Here is a 19,334-nt window from a genome sequence, read left to right as displayed (position 1 = left end):
GGGGATAACAGGCTGATACCGCCCAAGAGTTCATATCGACGGCGGTGTTTGGCACCTCGATGTCGGCTCATCACATCCTGGGGCTGAAGCCGGTCCCAAGGGTATGGCTGTTCGCCATTTAAAGTGGTACGCGAGCTGGGTTTAGAACGTCGTGAGACAGTTCGGTCCCTATCTGCCGTGGACGTTTGAGATTTGAGAGGGGCTGCTCCTAGTACGAGAGGACCGGAGTGGACGAACCTCTGGTGTTCCGGTTGTCACGCCAGTGGCATTGCCGGGTAGCTATGTTCGGAAGAGATAACCGCTGAAAGCATCTAAGCGGGAAACTCGCCTCAAGATGAGATCTCACTGGGATCTTGAATCCCCTAAAGGGCCGTCGAAGACTACGACGTTGATAGGTTGGGTGTGTAAGCGCTGTGAGGCGTTGAGCTAACCAATACTAATTGCCCGTGAGGCTTGACCATATAACACCCAAACAATCTGGTGATTGTGGGTGCGACTGGTTGAAGTCGACAGACCGAAAATTGGCCTGAACCGCAAAAACAGACTGTCACATACCTGATTCGGGATCGCGTCGCAGACGAGATCCCAACCGAATTGCTTGACGACCATAGAGCGTTGGAACCACCTGATCCCATCCCGAACTCAGCAGTGAAACGACGCATCGCCGATGGTAGTGTGGAGCTTCTCCATGTGAGAGTAGGTCATCGTCAAGCTTCTATCCCAAACCCCCGATCCGTGAAAACGGTTCGGGGGTTTGTCTTTGGGCGCGCAAAATCATCACACAGTCTTCCCAACCCGCACGTCTAACGCGCTGCAGCCCACTTCGATGTAGCAGCAAGCAGCCTCCATTGCTCATAGATTCTCCAGTTAGCACCTGATAACCAATCGATCTGCATGTTTTTCCTGCGTCGTTGCACAGACGGGAATACAGGCCGCTGGCCTTTCCGCTGACCTCACGCAGGAGCCTCCATGAGTCACGCTTATCTCCAGCCGATAGCCGAGGGCGACCATGCCGCGCTATCTGGATGATGCCCAGCGCCGGCAGGTTGAGCGCCTGCAGAGCAGCCTGACTGCGAGAACCGATTGGCCGACCTGGTTGTTGCTCATCGGCGTTTACGCCGGCTGGTTCAGCTTGCACCTGGCTAGCCCGCACCTCGGGCTGTGGCCGACGACCGTGCTGCTCGTTCCACTGGTGGTGCTCTGGCTATCCGTGCAGCACGAATTGCTCCATGGCCACCCAACCCGCTGGGCCAGCATCAATAAACTGCTCGGCTATGCCCCGTTTGCGGTGTGGTATCCCTATACCCTCTATCGCGATACCCACCTGCGTCACCACCGCGATGAGGACTTGACCTTGCCTGGTCTTGACCCCGAAAGCCGCTACCTCGGCCAACGCCAATGGAGTAACAGCCACAGGCTTTCCCGCACATTGCGATGGCTTGATAAGACGCTGCTCGGTCGTCTGCTCCTTGGCCCCCCTCTGGCGCTATGGTCGCTGGCCAGGGAGGAGGCTACTCGCTTGTTGAAGGGTGACCTCAAGGCCTGGATCATGTGGATCGTCCACGGCACGGCTACCCTGCTGATGCTCGCCTTCATCGCCCGTTTCAGCCAGCTGTCCGTCTGGCACTACCTGCTGCTGGTGAGCGTCCCCGCGTTGTCCCTGGCCATGGTGCGTTCGTTCTATGAGCATCGCCCTGCGGAGCACCCGGAACAGCGGACGGTGATCAACGAGTCTGCCTGGCCCTGGAGTTGGCTCTTCCTCCATATCAACCTGCACCTGGTTCACCACGACCTTCCTGGCTTGCCCTGGTACTACCTGCCTCGGGTATACCGCGTGCGCCGTGAACAATGGCTGGCACGCAGCGGTGGTTTTCACGTGCGCGGCTATGGCGAGTTCTTCCGCCGGTACGGACTCCGTCCGATCGATAGCCCCCGTCATCCCAGTGCCCACTGAGGAGCGTTCATGCGCCATGCCGAACTGTTGATGTACGTCGCTCCGCAATGTGTGGAGGAGGCCAATGCCATCTGGTTAAAACGGATACTCGAGCTGCTTGGCGAGGATCGGATTGCCGCCGATGGTCTCAGCCTGCCAGAACTCTGGACCTCGCCCCGCCTGTTGCTGACCCAGACCTGTGGATATCCGCTGATCACTCAACTGCGCGGCCGGGTTCGCGTTCTAGGCCGTCCTGACTACGTGCTGCCCGACAGTACAGACGGCTGGCATTGCAGTCTGATCCTCGCCCGCGTTCACGACGCCCGAACCACACTCGATGATTTCCTCTGTAGTCGCGGCGTGCTCAATGACGCCGGATCGAATACAGGCATGAATCTCTTCCGCCATCGCCTTGCCCCGTTGCAGCAAAGCGGAACCTTCTTCTCCAGCCTTATCCACAGCGGTAGCCACCGTGAAAGCCTGCGCCTGCTACGGGAGGACAAGGCCGATCTTGCCGCGGTAGACAGCGTCACCTATGCCTACTTGGCTCGTTACGCGCCGAAAGAGGTGGCTGGCCTGCGCCTGATAGCGCGCAGCGCCCCCAGCCCGACCCTGCCGTACATTTGCACGGCCGATCTCGGTCCCGACGAGGCCGAGCGTGTGCGCGAGGCTATGAACCAGGCGTTGAGCTACCTTCCCAAGGTTGCCGCCGTCCTGGCTATCCGTGAAATCCTGCCCGCGAAAGACGACGATTACCGGCTCCTCCTCGACTACCAACAACAGGCCATCGAGCAAGGTTATGCGGAGCTCCTCTAATTCATTAATGATCTATAAAAATAGAATTTAAATATTTTTGTCGTATAAGACGCCTTGCTAGGATTCATCCACCGGAACACCGGACCCCTCCCTGCATTGACCGATTTATGGAGTGGCCATGTCCGGCGCCGAGAACTCCCACAGCCTTTACGTGGGCACGCTATTCAGCAGTCATTACACCTGGCTCTGCGGACGCTTGCGCCGCTACCTGGATTCCCCGGCCAGTGCTGAGGACGTCGCGGCCGACACCTTCGTCCAGTTGCTTAGCGCGCCGCTCATCGAGCCCATCCGTCAGCCCCGAGCCTTGTTGACCACCATCGCCCAGCGCCTGGTCTACCAGGTCTGGCGTCGCCGCGACCTGGAGCGCGCCTACCTCGATGCCCTGCTCAACGAACCCGAACATGAGGCGCCCTCGCCGGAAGCGCTGGCACAGATGCTCCAGGCCCTGGAGGAGATCGACCGCCTGCTGGACGGTCTTCCAGCCAAGGTAAAAGCCACTTTCCTGCTGTCCCAGGTCAACGGTCTGACCTATCCCGAAATAGCCGCGGAACTGGGTATCTCACTGCGTTCAGTGAGCGACTACATGGGCAAGGCCATCACCCGCTGCCTGCGCGTTAGCCTGGAGTACCGACATGAGCAATGAGCAGGACGCCCTGATCGAACAGGCTTCACGCTGGATAGTGTTGTTACGCTCGGGAGCCGCCAGCGATGCAGACTTCCACGCGTTCAGTTCCTGGCGTGCGCAGGACCCGCGCCACGAACGCCTCTGTACGCACCTCGAGCAAACCCTCGGCGTCTTCCGGCGCCCGGTGGTGCAGGACGCCGGTAGCGAGTTGCTGCAACGGGTACTCGAGGCGCCCTCCAGCCGGCGTCAGCTATTGCATCGCGCCCTGGTGGGCAGTGGCGTGGTGATCGGTGCCGGCGTGCTGGGTAATCGCTTCACGCCATTGGACGAACTGACCGCCGATCTTCGTACCAGCACTGGCCAGCGTCGTAGCTTGCACGCGGCAGACGGCAGCCGCTTGGTACTCAATGCTCGCAGCGCAGTGGACCTGGACTTTGATGACAGCAGACGGCTCGTGCGCCTGCGAGGTGGCGAACTACTTGCCCAGGTGGCGCGCGCAGATCGCAGACCCTTCGTCGTGCAAACCAGCATAGGCCGGGTGTCTTCCGCCGGTGCCGGAATGATGGTCGCCGAACGGGATGGCCGGAGTCGGGTCCTCGCCCTTGGCGGCCCGCTGGAGCTGGTTAACCGAAGCGGTGTTCGGCTGCGACTTCCCGCCGGCCAGGCGGTGGATTTCGACCCCCATCGCTTCGGGCCGGTGCTGCAGGCGAGGCTTGGCGAAACTGCCTGGGTCGACGGACTACTGGAGGTCCGCGATATCCCGCTGCGGGACGTGATAGCAGCGCTGCGCCCCTACCGTGCTGGCATCCTGCGCGTTCACCCAGCGCTTGAAAGCATGCGCGTCAGCGGCCTGTTCCGCCTGGACGCCAGCGATCAGGTGCTGGACGCCCTCAGCCGTACCTTGCCGTTGCGCATCGTCCGCCGCACCAACCTGTGGATAAGCCTGCTCCCCGCCTGAGCGGTTCTAAGGCCATAACCAAACGATCTGCAAGATTCCGCAGCGCCGATGCACACCCCATGCGAAGGCGCTGCAGGGAGCAGCGCCACAATGGATTCCTTGGGGGAGTCATCTTGCGTCCTATCGCTGCTTCGAATCGCCGTCGTCTTGCGGCCTTTGCCCTCGGCCCGCTGGCCAGCTTCATCCTCACTTGCGCATACGCGGCCGAAGAAACCCGGCACAGCTTCCACATCGCACCCGGTCCGCTGGACGAGGTACTGCTCAGCATCAGTCGTCAGAGTGGGCAGGTCATCTCCTTTACGCCTGAAGTGGGCCGCTTTTCCGCTGCCGCCGTGGAAGGCGATCTTTCGGCAACCCAGGCAGTGAATGCTGCCCTGCGGGGCACTGGTCTTGAGCTGCAGGTCAGCCCGGCTGGCGCCTTCATCGTCAAGGGCAGCGGCGAGCGTCCCGTCGCGCCGCCATCCACCCAGGTCGTGCCCCGGGCCGCAGTGCCGGAGGAGCCGGTGCTGGAGCGAGTAATCTCCGTCGGTACCCGCCGCCACGACACTACTGCCCTGACCAGTGCTGCCCCAGTGGATGTCATCGACAGCAAGGAACTGGTCCGCATCGGGGCCACCAGCCTAAACCAAGCGCTGTTCCAGCTGCTGCCCTCGTTCAACTTCCCGCAGAACCAGAGCGCCACTCGTGGCCAGGACCCCAAGGGCGCATCCCTGCGAGGCCTGTCCCCGGATCAGACCCTCGTGCTGGTGAACGGCAAGCGCCGCCATGCCTCGGCGGTGGTCAATATCTCTGGCGGCGTGCCATTCATCGGCGCCCAGCCGGTAGACCTGGACATGATCCCGATCAGCGCCGTCGACCACATCGAAGTGCTGCGCGACGGTGCCTCCGCACAGTACGGCTCGGATGCCGTGGCCGGGGTGATCAACATCGTCCTCAAGGAGCGCGACAACGGTGGCCAGGCCAACGCACGCGTTGGCCAGTACGGCCAAGGCGACGGCTTCAGCAAGTCCGCGGATGTCTGGCACGGCCTGGCCTTGCCCGGCGATGGTTTCCTCACCCTCAGTGCCAATGGGCTGAACAACAAGCCCACCGATATCGGCGACAAGTTCGTCGCCGAAGGCAAGGTGCAAGACCCGCGTTGGGGTGGTGCCAGCCGCGAGAAGTACAATCTGGCGGCCAATGCCGAAGTCGGCCTGGACGACCGCTGGCGTCTCTACAGTTTCGCTACCTACGGCCAGGACGAATCCTTCAACAACACCCCGCCGCTGCTGGCCGGCAGCCCGAACAACGTGCCGGCGATCTACCCCGACGGCACCATTCCCAAGTATCGCTATCGCTATGAAGACGGGGCGCTGACCTTGGGTTCTCGTTTCGAGGATGCCGACATCGGTCGCTTCGATTTCAGTGCCACCTACGGCCGCGACAAGCATGACGAGAAGGCCTTCAACACCGTCAACCCGAGCTATGGGGCGGCGAGCCCGACACGCTTCGAAGTCGCCACCCTGATCAACGAGCAGACCAACCTTGCCCTGGACTACGTCCGCGATCTCGATGTCGACTGGGCCGCCAGTCCGTTGACCTTCTCCGCCGGCGCGGCCTGGCGTGAAGAGGAATACCGACTGGAGGAAGGCGACTTTGCCTCCTACTCCTTCGGCGGTATCGATGGCGTGCAAGTGGGTGCCATACAGGCTTCCGGCCTGCAACCGGACGATGCCGGCACCTACAAGCGCGAGGTCGGCGGCATCTACCTCGGCCTGGAAACCCAACTCACCGAGAAATTCCAGTTCGGCCTGGCCGGACGCACCGAGCACTACGATGACTTCGGCACCACCAGCACCGGCAAGATCTCGGCGCGCTACGAGCTGACCCCGGAGATTGGCGTGCGCGGCACCCTCAACAATGCGTACCGGGCGCCCACCCTGGGGCAGATCGGCACCTCCTGGACCACCACCACCAACGTCGACGCCAACGGCAATCCTGTACTCACCCGCATGCTGCCGGTCAGCCACCCGGCCGCGCAGGCCCTCGGTGCCCAGGACCTCAAGCCGGAGAAGTCCACCAACTACTCCCTCGGCCTGGTGTTTCGCCCCAGCGACCATGCTTCGCTGACCATCGATGCGTATCAGATCGACATCCGCGATCGCATTCTATTCAGCGGCGGAATCTCCGGCCCGGAGGCCGAGGCGATTCTCACCGCTGCGGGCTTTGGCCAGTACGCCTGGGCGCAGTTCATGACCAACGCCGCCGATACCCGCACCCGCGGCGTCGATATCGTCGGCAAGTACGAGATCGACCTGGACGTCTACGGTGACCTCGACCTTTCCGCCGGCTACACACGGACCCGCACCCGCATCGAGAAGGTCCACGCCAACCCCCACGGTTTCGAGACGGTCACCCGTGAGTCCCGTGGCTACCTGGAACACGGCTACCCGGAAGACAAGCTCGTGCTGGGCGCCGTGCATCGCCTGGGGCCCTGGACGGTCAGCCTCTACCAGACCCGCTACGGCGAGTACCGCAAGTACGCCGCCTCCGCCAGCAATGCCCAGTTCGACCAGACCTTCTCCGCCCAGTGGGTCACCGACCTGGATGTGAACTATGCGTTCACCCAGCAGCTGCGCCTTTCGGTGGGCGCCAACAACCTCTTCGACAGCCATCCCGACGACTTCAACCCGCGCCTGCGGCAGACCCCAGCGCAGCAGTACAGCTACCTGGCCCCGGCAGCGCCGGAAGGGGCCTTCTATTACACCCGGCTCAGCTACGACTTCTGACCGGCCACCCATCCAAGGACGCTATGAGGTGCCCATGACCACCATCAAGAAACTGCTGGGCGGCTCGCTGCTGGCCCTGGGGCTGCTTGCGCAGTCCCTGCCTGCGGCGGAGCAGCGCCAACCCATCCATTTCGCCGACATCACCTGGGAAAGCGGCAGCCTGATCACCGAGCTACTCCGCCTGCTGGTGGAGAAGGGTTATGGCTATCGCACTGAAACCCTGCCCGGCAGCACTGTCAGCCTGGAGGCGGCCCTGGCGCGGGACGACGTGCAAGTCATAGGCGAGGAGTGGGCCGGGCGCAGTCCGGCCTGGATCAAGGCCGAAGGCGAGGGCAAGGTGTTCGCCCTCGGCGATACCGTCAAGCACGCCACCGAAGGTTGGTGGGTGCCCGAGTATGTGATCAAGGGTGACCCGGAGCGTGGCATCCCGGCCCTGGCGCCGGACCTGCGCTCGGTGGCGGACTTGCCGCGCTACAAAGCGGTCTTTCGTGACCCGGAAAGCCCCGAGAAGGGTCGCTTCCTCAACAGCCCCACCGGCTGGACTTCGGAAATCGTCAACAGCCAGAAGCTCAAGGCCTATGGCCTCACCGACAGCTTCGTCAATTTCCGCACCGGCTCCGGCGCGGCGCTGGATGCCGAAATCGGCTCGGCCATACGCCGCGGCAAACCGGTGCTCTTCTACTACTGGTCGCCAACCCCGCTGCTGGGTCGCTACAAGCTGGTGCAATTGGAAGAACCGCCTTTCAACGCCGAAGCGTGGAAGACCCTGGCCGATGCGCGAAACCCCAATCCGCGCGGCACGCGCTCCATGCCGGCGCGGCTGACCATCGGTGTCTCCGCCCCCTTCCGCACCGAGTACCCGGAGCTGGTGACCTTCTTCGAGAAGGTCGACCTGCCCATCGGGCTGCTCAACAGCACCCTGGCGGAGATGAGCGAGAAACGACTGCCGCCGCGCCAGGCAGCCGAACGCTTCCTCCGCGAACAGCCCGCCATCTGGCAGGCATGGGTACCAGCCGACGTCGCTGAGCGCGTGCGCGGGAGTCTCTGACGTCATGTTCCCGCAATCCCTGCACTACTCCATCGCCGACGCGGTGAACCGCTTCGTCGACTGGCTCGTTCTCCATTACGGCGATGCTTTCCGCGAGGTCTCCGACAGTCTTCTGCAGCTGGTCGCCGGCATCGAAGGCCTGCTGCGCGTCTGTCCCTGGTGGCTGCTCCTGTCCCTGGTCGGTGGTCTTGCCTGGCATGCCTCGCGCAGTTGGCGCCGGGCGGCTGTCCTGGTGGGGCTGCTCTTCCTCATCGGCGTGGTCGGTCTCTGGGACAAGCTGCTGCAGACCTGCGCCCTGGTGCTGGTGTCGACCTGCCTGAGCGTTCTGGTGGGCGTGCCCATCGGCATCCTTCTGGCACGTAAGCCACTGGCGCGGCGCCTTCTGATGCCGATGCTGGACGTCATGCAGACGCTGCCGAGTTTCGTCTACCTGATCCCGGTGCTGATGCTCTTCGGCCTCGGCAAGGTGCCGGCCATTTTCGCCACCCTGGTCTATGCCCTGCCGCCGCTGATCCGACTCAGCGAGCTGGGTGTCCGCCAAGTGGATGTATCGGTCACCGAGGCTGCTGCCTGCCTGGGCGCCAATCGCTGGCAGAGCCTGCGCTACGTACAGTTGCCCCTGGCCCTGCCGACCATCATGGCCGGCCTCAACCAGACGGTGATGATGGCCCTGTCCATGGTGGTGGTCGCGTCCATGATCGGCGCCCGCGGATTGGGCGAGGACGTGCTGACCGGTATCCAGACCCTGAACGTGGGCCTGGGTTTCGAAGCGGGCCTGGCCATCGTGGCGCTGGCCGTGGTGATCGATCGCATCACCCAGGGATACGGCGATCCGGCGCAGCGGGCCGGCAGAATCAGATAGGCCGCCAGGGGACGCGGGATTAGGATGCGGAGGACTGCAGTACTAATAAGAACGGAGAAAACATGTCCCCCTCCCGCAAACTCCTGGTGCTCTATACCGGTGGCACCATCGGCATGCAGATGACCGATGCCGGCCTCGCACCGGCCTCGGGATTCGAGGCCCGGCTACGCGCCGAGCAGGCCACCCAGCCGCAGCGTCCGACGCCACCATGGATGTTCCGCGAACTGCTGCCGCTGCTGGACAGCGCCAACATGACCCAGGCCAACTGGTTGACTATGCGCGATGCCATCGTCGAAGGAGTGGAGCGGGACAGTTGCGATGCGGTACTGGTGTTGCATGGCACCGACACCCTGGCCTACAGCGCCGCTGCACTGTCCTTTCTGCTTCTCGGCCTACCGGTGCCGGTAGTGCTTACCGGCTCGATGCAGCCTGCCGGCGTCGATGGCGGCGATGCCTGGCCAAACCTGTTTGGCGCCCTGGCGCTGCTGGCCGCAGGCGTTGCTCCCGGCGTGCACCTTTATTTCAACGGTCTGCTGCTCAATGGCACTCGCGCCAGCAAGCAGAAGAGCGATGCCTTTGACGCCTTCATCGAAGCCCGGCGCTTGCGCAATGGCCAGCGCGCCTCGACATTCCCGGCCGAGCTGGACTACCACATGCAGCGCCAGCCGGTCAGCCTCGCCGTGCAGCCGCTGTTCCCCGGTCTCGCCGCAACGCAGCTGCGCGCGGTGCTGGATAGCGGCGTCCAGGGGCTCCTGCTGGAGTGCTATGGCAGCGGCACCGGCCCTTCGGACAACGCCGACATCCTCAGCGCCCTCAAGGACGCCCACGCACGCGGCGTAGTCCTGGCGGCTATCAGCCAATGCCCTGAAGGCGCAGTGAAGTTCGGCGTCTATGCTGCCGGCAGCCAGCTGGCCAGCAGCGGCCTGGTCTCCTGCGATGGCATGACCCGCGAGGCAGCCCTGGGCAAACTATTCAGTCTGCTTGGTGCTGGCCTGGCTCAGGCAGAAGTGGAGCGCTGGCTTGCGCTCGATCTCTGCGGGGAATCAGCTGACTGACAGCGCACGTCGCCTTTCGACCAGAAACGCGAAAGCCCGCACTTGGCGGGCTTTCTGATTTGGCGCATCCGGCGGGATTCGAACCCACGACCCCTGCCTTCGGAGGGCAGTACTCTATCCAGCTGAGCTACGGATGCGTATGGGGGCGCCATGATACCGATGTCAGACCCTTGCGTCCATGCGGCAAAACCTTGTTCGCAATGTTGAACGATGGTGCCGCTTCTGGTCATCTTTGATCAGGATTTCGACAAACTGCACCCACTTTTTGTTGATTTTATCGAACGGCCTATTGCCCTTAAGTTTCTCGCACCCTAGGATTCCGTTTGAGATTTCAAACGCCCCCTCGCCCCTCCATAAGCCGGGCCGTTCCAATCACTCCGTCCTGGCCAATCCCGCATTGGCTGAAGAACAACAACCTGCCCCGGCGCCCGTGCAGCGCCGGTGTGAAGGAGACAGAGATGCAATTGAAAGACGCCAAGCTGTTCCGCCAGCAAGCCTATATCGACGGCACCTGGCTGGACGCCGACAGCGGCCAGACCATCAAGGTCAACAACCCGGCCACTGGCGAAATCATCGGCACCGTGCCGAAGATGGGCACCGCCGAGACCCGCCGCGCCATCGAGGCTGCCGAGCGTGCTCTGCCGGCCTGGCGTGCGCTGACCGCCAAGGAACGCGCCAACAAACTGCGTCGCTGGTTCGAGCTGCTGATGGAAAACCAGGACGACCTGGGCCGTCTGATGACCATCGAACAGGGCAAGCCGCTGGCCGAGGCCAAGGGCGAGATCGCCTACGCCGCTTCCTTCATCGAGTGGTTCGCCGAAGAAGCCAAGCGCGTCTACGGTGACGTGATCCCCGGCCACCAGCCCGACAAGCGCCTGATCGTGATCAAGCAGCCGATCGGTGTGACCGCTGCCATCACCCCGTGGAACTTCCCTGCCGCGATGATCACCCGCAAGGCCGGCCCGGCTCTGGCCGCCGGCTGCACCATGGTGATCAAGCCCGCTTCCCAGACTCCTTACTCCGCCCTGGCCCTGGTCGAACTGGCCGAACGTGCCGGCATCCCGAAAGGCGTGCTGAGCGTGGTCACCGGCAGTGCCGGCGAAGTCGGTGGCGAGCTGACCAGCAACCCGGTCGTGCGCAAGCTGTCCTTCACCGGCTCCACCGAGATCGGCCGTCAGCTGATGGCCGAGTGCGCCAAGGACATCAAGAAGGTCTCCCTGGAACTGGGCGGTAACGCTCCGTTCATCGTCTTCGATGACGCCGACCTGGACGCCGCCGTTGAAGGCGCGCTGATCTCCAAGTACCGCAACAACGGCCAGACCTGCGTCTGCGCCAACCGCCTGTACGTGCAGGACGGCATCTATGAAGCCTTCGCCGAGAAGCTGAAGGCTGCTGTGGCCAAGCTGAAGATCGGCAACGGTCTGGAAGACGGCACCACCACCGGCCCGCTGATCGACGAGAAAGCCGTGGCCAAGGTCCAGGAGCACATCGCCGACGCCGTTTCCAAGGGCGCCAAAGTGGTTGCCGGTGGCAAACCGCACGCCCTGGGTGGCACCTTCTTCGAGCCGACCATCCTGGTCGACGTACCGAAGAACGCTGCCGTGGCCAAGGAAGAGACCTTCGGTCCGCTGGCTCCACTGTTCCGCTTCAAGGACGAAGCCGACGTCATCGCCATGGCGAACGACACCGAATTCGGCCTGGCTTCCTACTTCTACGCCCGTGACCTGGGCCGCGTATTCCGCGTGGCCGAGGCCCTGGAGTACGGCATGGTTGGCATCAACACCGGCCTGATCTCCAACGAAGTGGCGCCCTTCGGCGGCGTGAAGGCTTCTGGCCTGGGCCGCGAAGGTTCCAAATACGGCATCGAGGATTACCTGGAGATCAAGTATCTCTGCCTCGGCGGTATCTGATCCAAAGACGGGGCAAGGCGCGAAAGAGCGCGCGGCGCCCCAGTTCCACCCCTAGAGAAAACGAGCCTCCGGCAAGCCCGCGCAGTCGATCATCGAATGCTGCGCTGGCCCCTACCGGGGGCATTAATCCTTGAGATTGCGCCGCCCGATGAGCGGCCGTGAGGAACTTATGAGCAAGAACGAATCCCTGCTGAAACGCCGTGCCGCCGCTGTTGCCCGCGGTGTCAGCCAGATCCACCCGATCGTCGCCGAGCGCGCCGAGAACGCCACCGTCTGGGACGTCGACGGCCGCGAGTACATCGACTTCGCCGGCGGTATCGCCGTACTGAACACCGGCCACCTGCACCCGAAAGTGATCGAGGCCGTTCAGGAGCAGCTGACCAAGCTGACCCACACCTGCTTCCAGGTGCTGGCCTACGAGCCCTACATCGAGCTTTGCGAAGAGATCGCCAAGCGCGTGCCGGGCGACTTCGCCAAGAAGACCCTGCTGGTGACCTCCGGCTCCGAAGCCGTTGAGAACGCCGTGAAGATCGCTCGCGCCGCCACCGGCCGCGCTGGCGTGATCGCCTTCACCGGCGCCTACCACGGCCGCACCATGATGACCCTGTCCCTGACCGGCAAGGTGGTTCCGTACTCCGCTGGTATGGGCCTGATGCCGGGCGGCGTGTTCCGTGCCCTGGCTCCGTGCGAACTGCACGGCATCAGCGAAGACGAGTCCATCGCCAGCATCGAGCGCATCTTCAAGAACGATGCCCAGCCGCAAGACATCGCTGCCATCATCATCGAGCCGGTTCAGGGCGAAGGTGGTTTCTACGTCAACTCCAAGGCCTTCATGCAGCGCCTGCGCGCCCTGTGCGACCAGCACGGCATCCTGCTGATCGCCGACGAAGTACAGACTGGCGCTGGCCGTACCGGCACCTTCTTCGCCACCGAGCAACTGGGCGTCGTGCCTGACCTGACCACCTTCGCCAAGTCCGTTGGCGGTGGCTTCCCGATCTCCGGCGTAGTCGGCAAGGCCGAAGTCATGGACAGCATCGCTCCCGGCGGCCTGGGCGGCACCTACGCCGGTAGCCCGATCGCTTGTGCCGCGGCCCTGGCCGTGCTGAAAGTGTTCGACGAAGAGAAACTGCTGGAGCGCAGCCAGGCTGTAGGCGAGCGCCTGAAGGCCGGCCTGCGTGAAATCGCAGCCAAGCACAAGGTCATCGGCGACGTCCGTGGCCTGGGTTCGATGGTTGCCATCGAGCTGTTCGAAGGCGGCGACGAAAGCAAGCCGGCCGCCGAACTGGTTGGCAAGATCGTGGCCAAGGCTCGTGAAAAAGGCCTGATCCTGCTGTCCTGCGGTACCTACTACAACGTCATCCGCTTCCTGATGCCGGTCACCATTCCCGACGCACAACTGGACAAGGGCATCGCCATTGTCGCCGAGTGCTTCGACGAACTGGCCTGATTCCCCAGGTAGTGAAAAGAGACCCGCTTCGGCGGGTCTTTTTTTGCCTGGATGATCAGGAGTGACACATACGACTCTCCCACCCTCTGGGAGCGGGTCGCGCAGGGCTGCGTATGAAGCTCCGCAGAACAATCCTTAGGTCTACCTGGCGAACGAGATCCCCTCTACGACAGGAACCGCATGAGGTTGTTTTTCGCTACCGACCTTGGCCTAGATCACTATCCTCCGCCTGGCCCCCGGTTTAGACTGCCGGCCTTCTGTTCTGACGACGAATCCGACCTGCCTCTCGGCCATTTCCCGGCCCTGCGTAGATTGTCGGTGACGACCTATCTGCCACCCGAGGTATCCATGCCCGTCCTAGCCCAGGCTCCGGAAGTCCTGATTGCCGAGGCCGATCCGTGGACGTCGGAGCTACTCGCCCAGCTCGTGTTGGACATATGCGGCACCGCCAAAGTGTTGCAGGTGGCCGATGGCCTCGAAGCCCTGGCACGCTGCAAGCGGCGCTTGCCGGAGCTGGTAATTGCCGATGGAGAGTTGGGCGGCATCGATGGAGTCGAACTGCTGCGCCAACTGCGTCGCCACCCCCGCACCCCCGCGTTACCTTTTGTGTTGATCAGCGCCCGCGTGGATGCAGCCAGCGTGCGTGCCGTGCGGCCCTTGGCGCCGACGGCCTACCTGGGTAAGCCGTTCAATGCGGCCAAGCTGCGCAAGCGCCTCAGCACACTGCTGCCGGCCAGCGACTCCGTTGTCGGCGGCCAGGCGCCCGCGCTGTTGCTCAACAACCTCAAGGAGTACCTCGACAGTGTGCGCGAGGAGGGGCAGGGGGCACCGCTGCTGGATGATGTTCGCGAGGCGGTCAGCCAATGCCTGCACGCCGATCAGGTCGACCTGCGCGACCTCGATGAAATCTTCTCCCGCGACCCGCAGATCACCGCACGGCTGATCGCCGCCGCCAACAGCGCTGCCCAGCACTTCGGCATGCCCTGCCAGACGCTGGGTCAGGCCATGCAGCGACTCGGCGTCACCCGCGTCCTCAATCTTGTGCTCGGCATGGCCCTGGAGCGCAACGCGCGGCTGCACGACCCGCGCCTGGCGGAGCTGGCCGAACTGGCCTGGCAGGCCGCCCAGCGCAGTGCCGAGCTGGGCTACTGGCTGGCCAGCGAACTGGAGCTGGATGCCGAGCTCTGCTACACCGCCGGACTGTTGCACAACTTGGGTGAACTGGCCCTGCTGCGCAGTCTGCAGGATTGGCAGGATTCCGGGGGCAGCCTGAGCAACGATGAACTGCAGGATGTGATGCAGCGGAGGGCGGCGGGCTTCGGCTCGGCCCTGCGCATCCGTTGGCGCTTGCCGTTCGGTCTGCGCGAACTGGTGGCGGCTTTCCACGGTCTGGGCGCTGGCGTGTTCTCCCGCGAAGCGCTGGTACTCAACCTCTGTGCGGCCCTGCTGTGCCTGTCGCACGGTGCAGCCCCGACAAGCCTGATGGAACAACGAGCAGCACGATTGCTGCGGCTCGATCCCGCACTACTGGAACGTCTTCCGGCGCGCTTGCTGCCCTGACGTTGTCCGGGCTGGCGCGCGAGCGCCCGCATTGTCTAGTCTGCTGAAGTGCTCGCACTTCTTGTACGAGCCGTACAGGATTTTTCACCCAGAGTTACAGCTGAACTGGATCGCCACGCATGGCAGATATGGAGCGGGCACCCAAGGTGCTGATTGCCGACCCTGACCGCTGGAGTGCCGAGCTGCTTGTCGAGCTGGTGCGCAAGGCGCGATGCGACGCACATCTCGAGGTGCTGCCGGACAGCCAGAGCGTGCTCGAGCATTGCCGCACAGGTTGGCCGGACTTGCTGATTGTCGACTACGGGCTGCCGGGCATCGGTGGCCTTGAGCTGCTGCGCGAAGTCCGGCGGCAGCGACGCCATCCGCCAGTCCCCTTTTTCCTGATCACCGAGCGCGTGGACGCCGCCAGCGTTCGCGCAGCCTTGCCATTGGCTCCTACCGCCTACCTGGCCAAGCCCTTCAATGCCGAGGACCTGCTGCAGCGCCTGCGTAACCTGTTGCTGGAACCGGGCGAGGAGCTAGCCTGCCCGGTTCCGTCCGTCCCGAACATGCAGAGCCTGGAGGAGTACCTGGGCAAAGCGCGTGAAACCTCGTCCGGGGCGCCGTTGTTGAAGGTGGTGCATGAGGCGTTGGATCACGCCATGCAGTCTCACAAGCGCGACCTGGCCGAACTGCAGCCCCTGTTTCTCCAGGACCCGCAGCTTACCGGTCAGTTGATTGCCGCCGCGAACAGTGCTGGCCAGCACCTGGGCAACAGTTGCCAGACCCTGGATCAGGCCGTTGCCCGGCTGGGGTCGCAGCACAGCCTCAACCTGGCGCAGGGGCTGGCGCTGCAACGCAGTGTCGACCTGACGGACCCACTGCTGCTACCCCACGGCGAACGCATCTGGCAGCAATGCCAGCGCACCGCCGAGCTGGCACGCTGGCTGGCTCAATGCCTGGAGGGGGATGGCGAGCGTTGCTACACCGCTGGCCTGTTGCACCTGCTCGGCGATCTGGCGGTATTGCGCAGCATCCAGAGCTGGCGCGACCTGGGAGGCGAGGAGCTGACGGCCGAGCAGGTCGAAGAGGCACTGCGTACGCATGGCGCTCCATACGGCTCGGCCCTGCGCACGCGCTGGCGCCTGCCCCTGGAACTGCGCCAGCTGATCGCGGCCGCGTACCAATTGGGCGGAGGTGTCTACTCCAAGGATGCGCTCATCCTGCACATCGCCAAGCTGGCCGCCGAGCTTCCGGAAGGCGAGGACGCGGCCCAACTGGCCAAACACAAGGCTGCGCGAATGCTCGGCCTCGACGCCACATTGCTGGCGTCGCTGCCGAAGCTCGGGATGTCGACTCAGGCCAGTGCTTCCTCGACGAAATCCAGCCGATCCTGACCGAAGAACATCTCTTCACCGACAAAACAGGTGGGTGCGCCGAATACTCCGCGTTTCACTGCTTCTTCGGTAACTGCCTTAAGCGCGTCCTTCACCTCCTGTTCACCCACCAGGGCCAGCATCGCCTGGGGATCGAAGCCGGCCTCCTGCAGGACGGCGGCCAGCACGACGGGGTCGCCGAGATTGCGCTTGTCCTGCCAGAGCGCGCGGAACATGGCATCTAGATAGGCTCCAAAGCGTTCTGGCTGACGCATCTGCACGCCGATGGCGGCGCGCATCAGCGTCAGCGTGTTGATGGGGAAGAAGGGGTTGAAGTGCATCGGCACGTCATAGCGTCGGGCGAAGCGCTGCATATCGATCATGGTGTGCCGCGCCTTGGCCGGAACGGCGGCAGGCGAGGCATTGCCGGTGGCCTGGAACACACCGCCCAGCAGCATTGGGCGATAGTGCAGCGTGGCGCCGGTCCTGGCGCAGATCCCCGGCAGCTGGGTCCAGGCCAGGTAGCTGGCCGGGCTGCCGAGGTCGAAGAAGAATTCGACGGTTTTGGTCATGAGGGTTCTCGTCGTTGGTTTCGGCTACGGCCAGGTAGGAGCGAGCGTGCTCGCGAACGAGGCCGTGCGGGAGCATTTCGCGAGCAAGCTCGCTCCTATGGGATCACCAGCGTTCCATCCAGGGCCGCAGATCCAGTTCGAACGTCCACGCATCGCGCGGCTGGCTGTGCAGGTACCAGTAGTTCTCAGCGATGTGGTCGGGATCGAGGATGCCGTCCTGGTCCTTCAGTGCGTAGCGCTCGGGGAAGCTGTCGCGGATGAATTCGGTGTCGATGGCACCGTCCACCACAACGTGGGCGACGTGGATATTTCGCGGGCCAAGCTCGCGCGCCATGCTCTGGGCCAGGGCGCGAATGCCGTGCTTGGCCCCGGCGAAGGCGGCGAACCCGGCGGCACCGCGCAGTCCGGCGGTGGCGCCGGTGAAGAGGATGGTGCCGCGCTCGCGCGTGACCATGCGACGGGCGACCGCCTGGCTGGTGAGGAAGCCCGAGAAGCAGGCCATCTCCCAGATCTTGAAGTACTTGCGCGCCGTTTCCTCAAGGATGCTGCAGGGCACGTTGGCGCCGATGTTGAAGACGAAAGCTTCGATCGGGCCGATGTCGCGTTCGATGGTTTCAACCAACTCGGCGACCTCTTCTTCCTTGCGTGCATCGGAGGCGAAGCCGTGAGCTTCGCCACCTTCGGCACGAATGGCATCCACCAGGGGCTGCAGTTTGTCGGCGCTTCGCCGGGTCACGCAGGCGACATACCCTTCGCGGGCGAAGCGCCGGGCGATGGCGCCGCCGGTGGCGTCACCGGCACCAATTACCAGTACCACTTTCTTGTTCTCGGTATCGCTAGCCATGCTGTTCACCTTTGCTGAACGATCGTTAGCTGAACGGACGTTATGCTATGCTCGCCAGTGCGTCAAGCCAGTCCACCGGAGGTCGTCGTGCGTTATTCAGCCACCCACAAGGAAGAAACCCGGCAAAAACTGCTGGAAAGCAGTGGTGCCATTGCCAAGCTCGGCGGCTTTTCCACCACCGGCGTCGACGGCTTGATGAAAGCCATCGGCTTGACCGGAGGCGCCTTCTACAGCCACTTCCCGTCGAAGAACGACCTCTTCACTGCCATCGTCCAGCGCGAACTTTCACAGAGCCTGATCGGCCACGTCGCCCGTGGCGAAGGCTTCTGCCGTGACAAGCTGGAGCGCTGCCTCGACCGCTATCTGAGCATGGCCCATCTGCAGAACCCCGACACCGGCTGCGCCATCCCGGCGCTGGGGGCTGAAATCGCCCGCGCCGACCTTCCCGTTCGTGAGGAGGCCGAGCACTGGATGCTGCAGTTGCAGCGTGCCTGGGCGGAAATCCTTGAAGACGGCGAGCTGGCCTGGGCGATGATTTCCCAGTGCGTCGGTGCATTGGTGGTGGCGCGCATGCTCGCCCGCGAAGAGACCCAGGCCGAGGTGCTGAACGCGAGTCGCGGTTTTCTCGGCCGGGTGGTGGATGACCTGCTAGAGAAGTGACTGCTCGGCGCAGACGCTCAGAATCTGCTCGCGCAGCCAGATGTTTGCCGGGTCCTGGTCGAAGGGCTGAGCCCAGAGCAGCTCCAGGGAAAAGCTTGGCAGGTCGGGCAATGGACTTGCGGCGGTACGGGGGTTACCCAATAGCTCATACACCCGCGCCGGCAGCACCAGCAGCAACTCGCTGGCCGGGATCAGTTGCAGGGCGGCCAGGTAATTGTTGGTGCGGGCGGCGAACTGCCGGGAGCGGCCTTGCTGCTGCAGCCAGCCATCGATCATGTTGCGATCCGAGTCCCAGGGTGTGGGGAACACCTGGCGTCGTGCGCAGAATGCATCCAGGTCCGCCACGGGCTCCTTTTCGGCGGCACGTACGCAGAGCAGCTCATCCTTGAGCAGCGCCAGGCTCACTATTCCGGGGTGGGCGCGGTGCTGATTCGGGCCGAAGCCCAGGGCCAGGTCGAGCTCACCCTGCACCAGGGCCTCGGCGGGAATTTCCCGGCCCAGGCGTTGCACCTCCAGGCTCACCGGGTAGCCCGCATCGCTCAGTCGGCGCAGCAAAGGCGGCAGGATCAGCAGCTCGAAGTACTCCGGCGCGCAGAGGCGGAACGTACGCGGTGCCTGGCTGGGGTCGAAGGCGCGGGACTCGCTGAAGCAGGCGTTCATCAGATCGATCATGGCGCGGGCGTGGGGGCGCATGGCCAGGGCCTTGCGGGTGGGTCGCATGCCGCTGCGAGTGGCGATGAAGAGCTCATCGTCGAGGGTACCGCGGAGTTTTCTCAGGCTGTAGCTGACGCTGGAGGCACTGAGGTTCAGTACCTCCGCGACTTCCCCCAGGTGCTGCCGCTCGTAGATTTCGAGAAACACCAAGAGGTCCTGGAAATCGATCTTGCGTAGTCCGTTCGCGAGCAGCATGGTCGGGTTCCA

Annotated in this window: 16 protein-coding genes, 1 tRNA gene and 2 rRNA genes (1 of these 19 cut by a window edge); 15 read left to right on the top strand and 4 right to left on the bottom strand. The window is 63.7% G+C overall.

What is annotated here, in order from left to right:
* The 10 genes from D6Z43_RS19495 to D6Z43_RS19450 all read left to right on the top strand — a co-directional run.
* A 23S ribosomal RNA gene (locus D6Z43_RS19495) occupies positions 1-461 on the top strand; it begins 2,430 nt to the left of the window's first position.
* A gap of 136 nt (positions 462-597) precedes the next feature.
* Positions 598-713 (top strand): 5S ribosomal RNA (gene rrf / locus D6Z43_RS19490).
* 296 nt (positions 714-1,009) lie between these two features.
* Complete coding sequence (locus D6Z43_RS19485) at positions 1,010-1,954, top strand: fatty acid desaturase (protein ID WP_120653724.1); 945 nt, start codon at positions 1,010-1,012, stop codon at positions 1,952-1,954.
* A 9-nt stretch (positions 1,955-1,963) separates the two neighbouring features.
* Complete coding sequence (locus tag D6Z43_RS19480) at positions 1,964-2,749, top strand: phosphate/phosphite/phosphonate ABC transporter substrate-binding protein (protein WP_120653723.1); 786 nt, start codon at positions 1,964-1,966, stop codon at positions 2,747-2,749.
* Positions 2,750-2,867: 118 nt separating this feature from the next.
* Positions 2,868-3,392, top strand: coding sequence for a sigma-70 family RNA polymerase sigma factor (locus tag D6Z43_RS19475; protein ID WP_120653722.1), 525 nt, complete (start codon positions 2,868-2,870; stop codon positions 3,390-3,392).
* The gene (locus D6Z43_RS19470) at positions 3,382-4,332 is read left to right on the top strand and encodes a FecR domain-containing protein (protein WP_120653721.1); all 951 of its coding nucleotides are present in this window, start codon (positions 3,382-3,384) and stop codon (positions 4,330-4,332) included. The genes D6Z43_RS19475 and D6Z43_RS19470 overlap by 11 nt, the downstream gene beginning before the upstream one ends.
* Before the next feature lie 113 nt (positions 4,333-4,445).
* Positions 4,446-7,100: a TonB-dependent receptor gene (locus tag D6Z43_RS19465; RefSeq protein ID WP_256660886.1), complete on the top strand. Its 2,655-nt coding sequence runs from the start codon at positions 4,446-4,448 to the stop codon at positions 7,098-7,100.
* Positions 7,101-7,134: 34 nt separating this feature from the next.
* Positions 7,135-8,148: an ABC transporter substrate-binding protein gene (locus D6Z43_RS19460; RefSeq protein ID WP_120653719.1), complete on the top strand. Its 1,014-nt coding sequence runs from the start codon at positions 7,135-7,137 to the stop codon at positions 8,146-8,148.
* 4 nt (positions 8,149-8,152) lie between these two features.
* Positions 8,153-9,010 carry a proline/glycine betaine ABC transporter permease gene (locus tag D6Z43_RS19455; protein WP_120653718.1) on the top strand — a complete coding sequence of 286 codons (858 nt, stop codon included), beginning with the start codon at positions 8,153-8,155 and terminating at the stop codon, positions 9,008-9,010.
* Between the two features lie 62 nt (positions 9,011-9,072).
* Positions 9,073-10,065 carry an asparaginase gene (locus D6Z43_RS19450; protein WP_120653717.1) on the top strand — a complete coding sequence of 331 codons (993 nt, stop codon included), beginning with the start codon at positions 9,073-9,075 and terminating at the stop codon, positions 10,063-10,065.
* 60 nt (positions 10,066-10,125) lie between these two features.
* Here D6Z43_RS19450 and D6Z43_RS19445 read toward each other — a convergent pair.
* Positions 10,126-10,202: transfer RNA gene (locus D6Z43_RS19445), tRNA-Arg, on the bottom strand.
* Positions 10,203-10,523: 321 nt separating this feature from the next.
* Between D6Z43_RS19445 and gabD the strand changes: the two genes are divergently transcribed.
* The 4 genes from gabD (at position 10,524) to D6Z43_RS19425 (ending at position 16,358) form a co-directional block, all read left to right on the top strand.
* Positions 10,524-11,975, top strand: a complete 1,452-nt coding sequence (gene gabD / locus D6Z43_RS19440) for an NADP-dependent succinate-semialdehyde dehydrogenase (protein WP_120653716.1) — start codon at positions 10,524-10,526, stop codon at positions 11,973-11,975.
* A 169-nt stretch (positions 11,976-12,144) separates the two neighbouring features.
* Complete coding sequence (gene gabT, locus D6Z43_RS19435) at positions 12,145-13,422, top strand: 4-aminobutyrate--2-oxoglutarate transaminase (RefSeq protein ID WP_120653715.1); 1,278 nt, start codon at positions 12,145-12,147, stop codon at positions 13,420-13,422.
* Between the two features lie 348 nt (positions 13,423-13,770).
* Positions 13,771-14,982 (top strand): HDOD domain-containing protein, encoded by a 1,212-nt coding sequence (locus tag D6Z43_RS19430; RefSeq protein WP_120653714.1) that lies wholly within the window; start codon positions 13,771-13,773, stop codon positions 14,980-14,982.
* A gap of 119 nt (positions 14,983-15,101) precedes the next feature.
* Positions 15,102-16,358 carry an HDOD domain-containing protein gene (locus D6Z43_RS19425; protein WP_120653713.1) on the top strand — a complete coding sequence of 419 codons (1,257 nt, stop codon included), beginning with the start codon at positions 15,102-15,104 and terminating at the stop codon, positions 16,356-16,358.
* Here D6Z43_RS19425 and D6Z43_RS19420 read toward each other — a convergent pair.
* Both D6Z43_RS19420 and D6Z43_RS19415 read right to left on the bottom strand, forming a co-directional pair.
* Positions 16,319-16,909: a 2-hydroxychromene-2-carboxylate isomerase gene (locus D6Z43_RS19420; RefSeq protein ID WP_120653712.1), complete on the bottom strand. Its 591-nt coding sequence runs from the start codon at positions 16,907-16,909 to the stop codon at positions 16,319-16,321. The genes D6Z43_RS19425 and D6Z43_RS19420 overlap by 40 nt on opposite strands.
* 103 nt (positions 16,910-17,012) lie before the next feature.
* Complete coding sequence (locus D6Z43_RS19415; RefSeq protein WP_120653711.1) at positions 17,013-17,753, bottom strand: SDR family oxidoreductase; 741 nt, start codon at positions 17,751-17,753, stop codon at positions 17,013-17,015.
* A gap of 87 nt (positions 17,754-17,840) precedes the next feature.
* Here D6Z43_RS19415 and D6Z43_RS19410 point away from each other — a divergent pair, with 87 nt between their 5' ends.
* Positions 17,841-18,413, top strand: a complete 573-nt coding sequence (locus D6Z43_RS19410; protein ID WP_120653710.1) for a TetR/AcrR family transcriptional regulator — start codon at positions 17,841-17,843, stop codon at positions 18,411-18,413.
* On the opposite strand, the gene D6Z43_RS19405 is transcribed toward D6Z43_RS19410, so the two are convergent.
* Positions 18,402-19,322 carry a LysR family transcriptional regulator gene (locus D6Z43_RS19405; RefSeq protein WP_120653709.1) on the bottom strand — a complete coding sequence of 307 codons (921 nt, stop codon included), beginning with the start codon at positions 19,320-19,322 and terminating at the stop codon, positions 18,402-18,404. The two genes, D6Z43_RS19410 and D6Z43_RS19405, sit on opposite strands and share 12 nt — an antisense overlap.
* Between the last annotated feature and the right edge of the window lie 12 nt (positions 19,323-19,334).

The sequence above is a fragment of the Pseudomonas sp. DY-1 genome, assembly GCF_003626975.1.
Classification (GTDB): Bacteria; Pseudomonadota; Gammaproteobacteria; order Pseudomonadales; family Pseudomonadaceae; genus Metapseudomonas.
The sequence above is the reverse complement of the archived record's forward strand: the minus strand, read 5'-3'. Positions and strand labels throughout refer to the sequence as shown.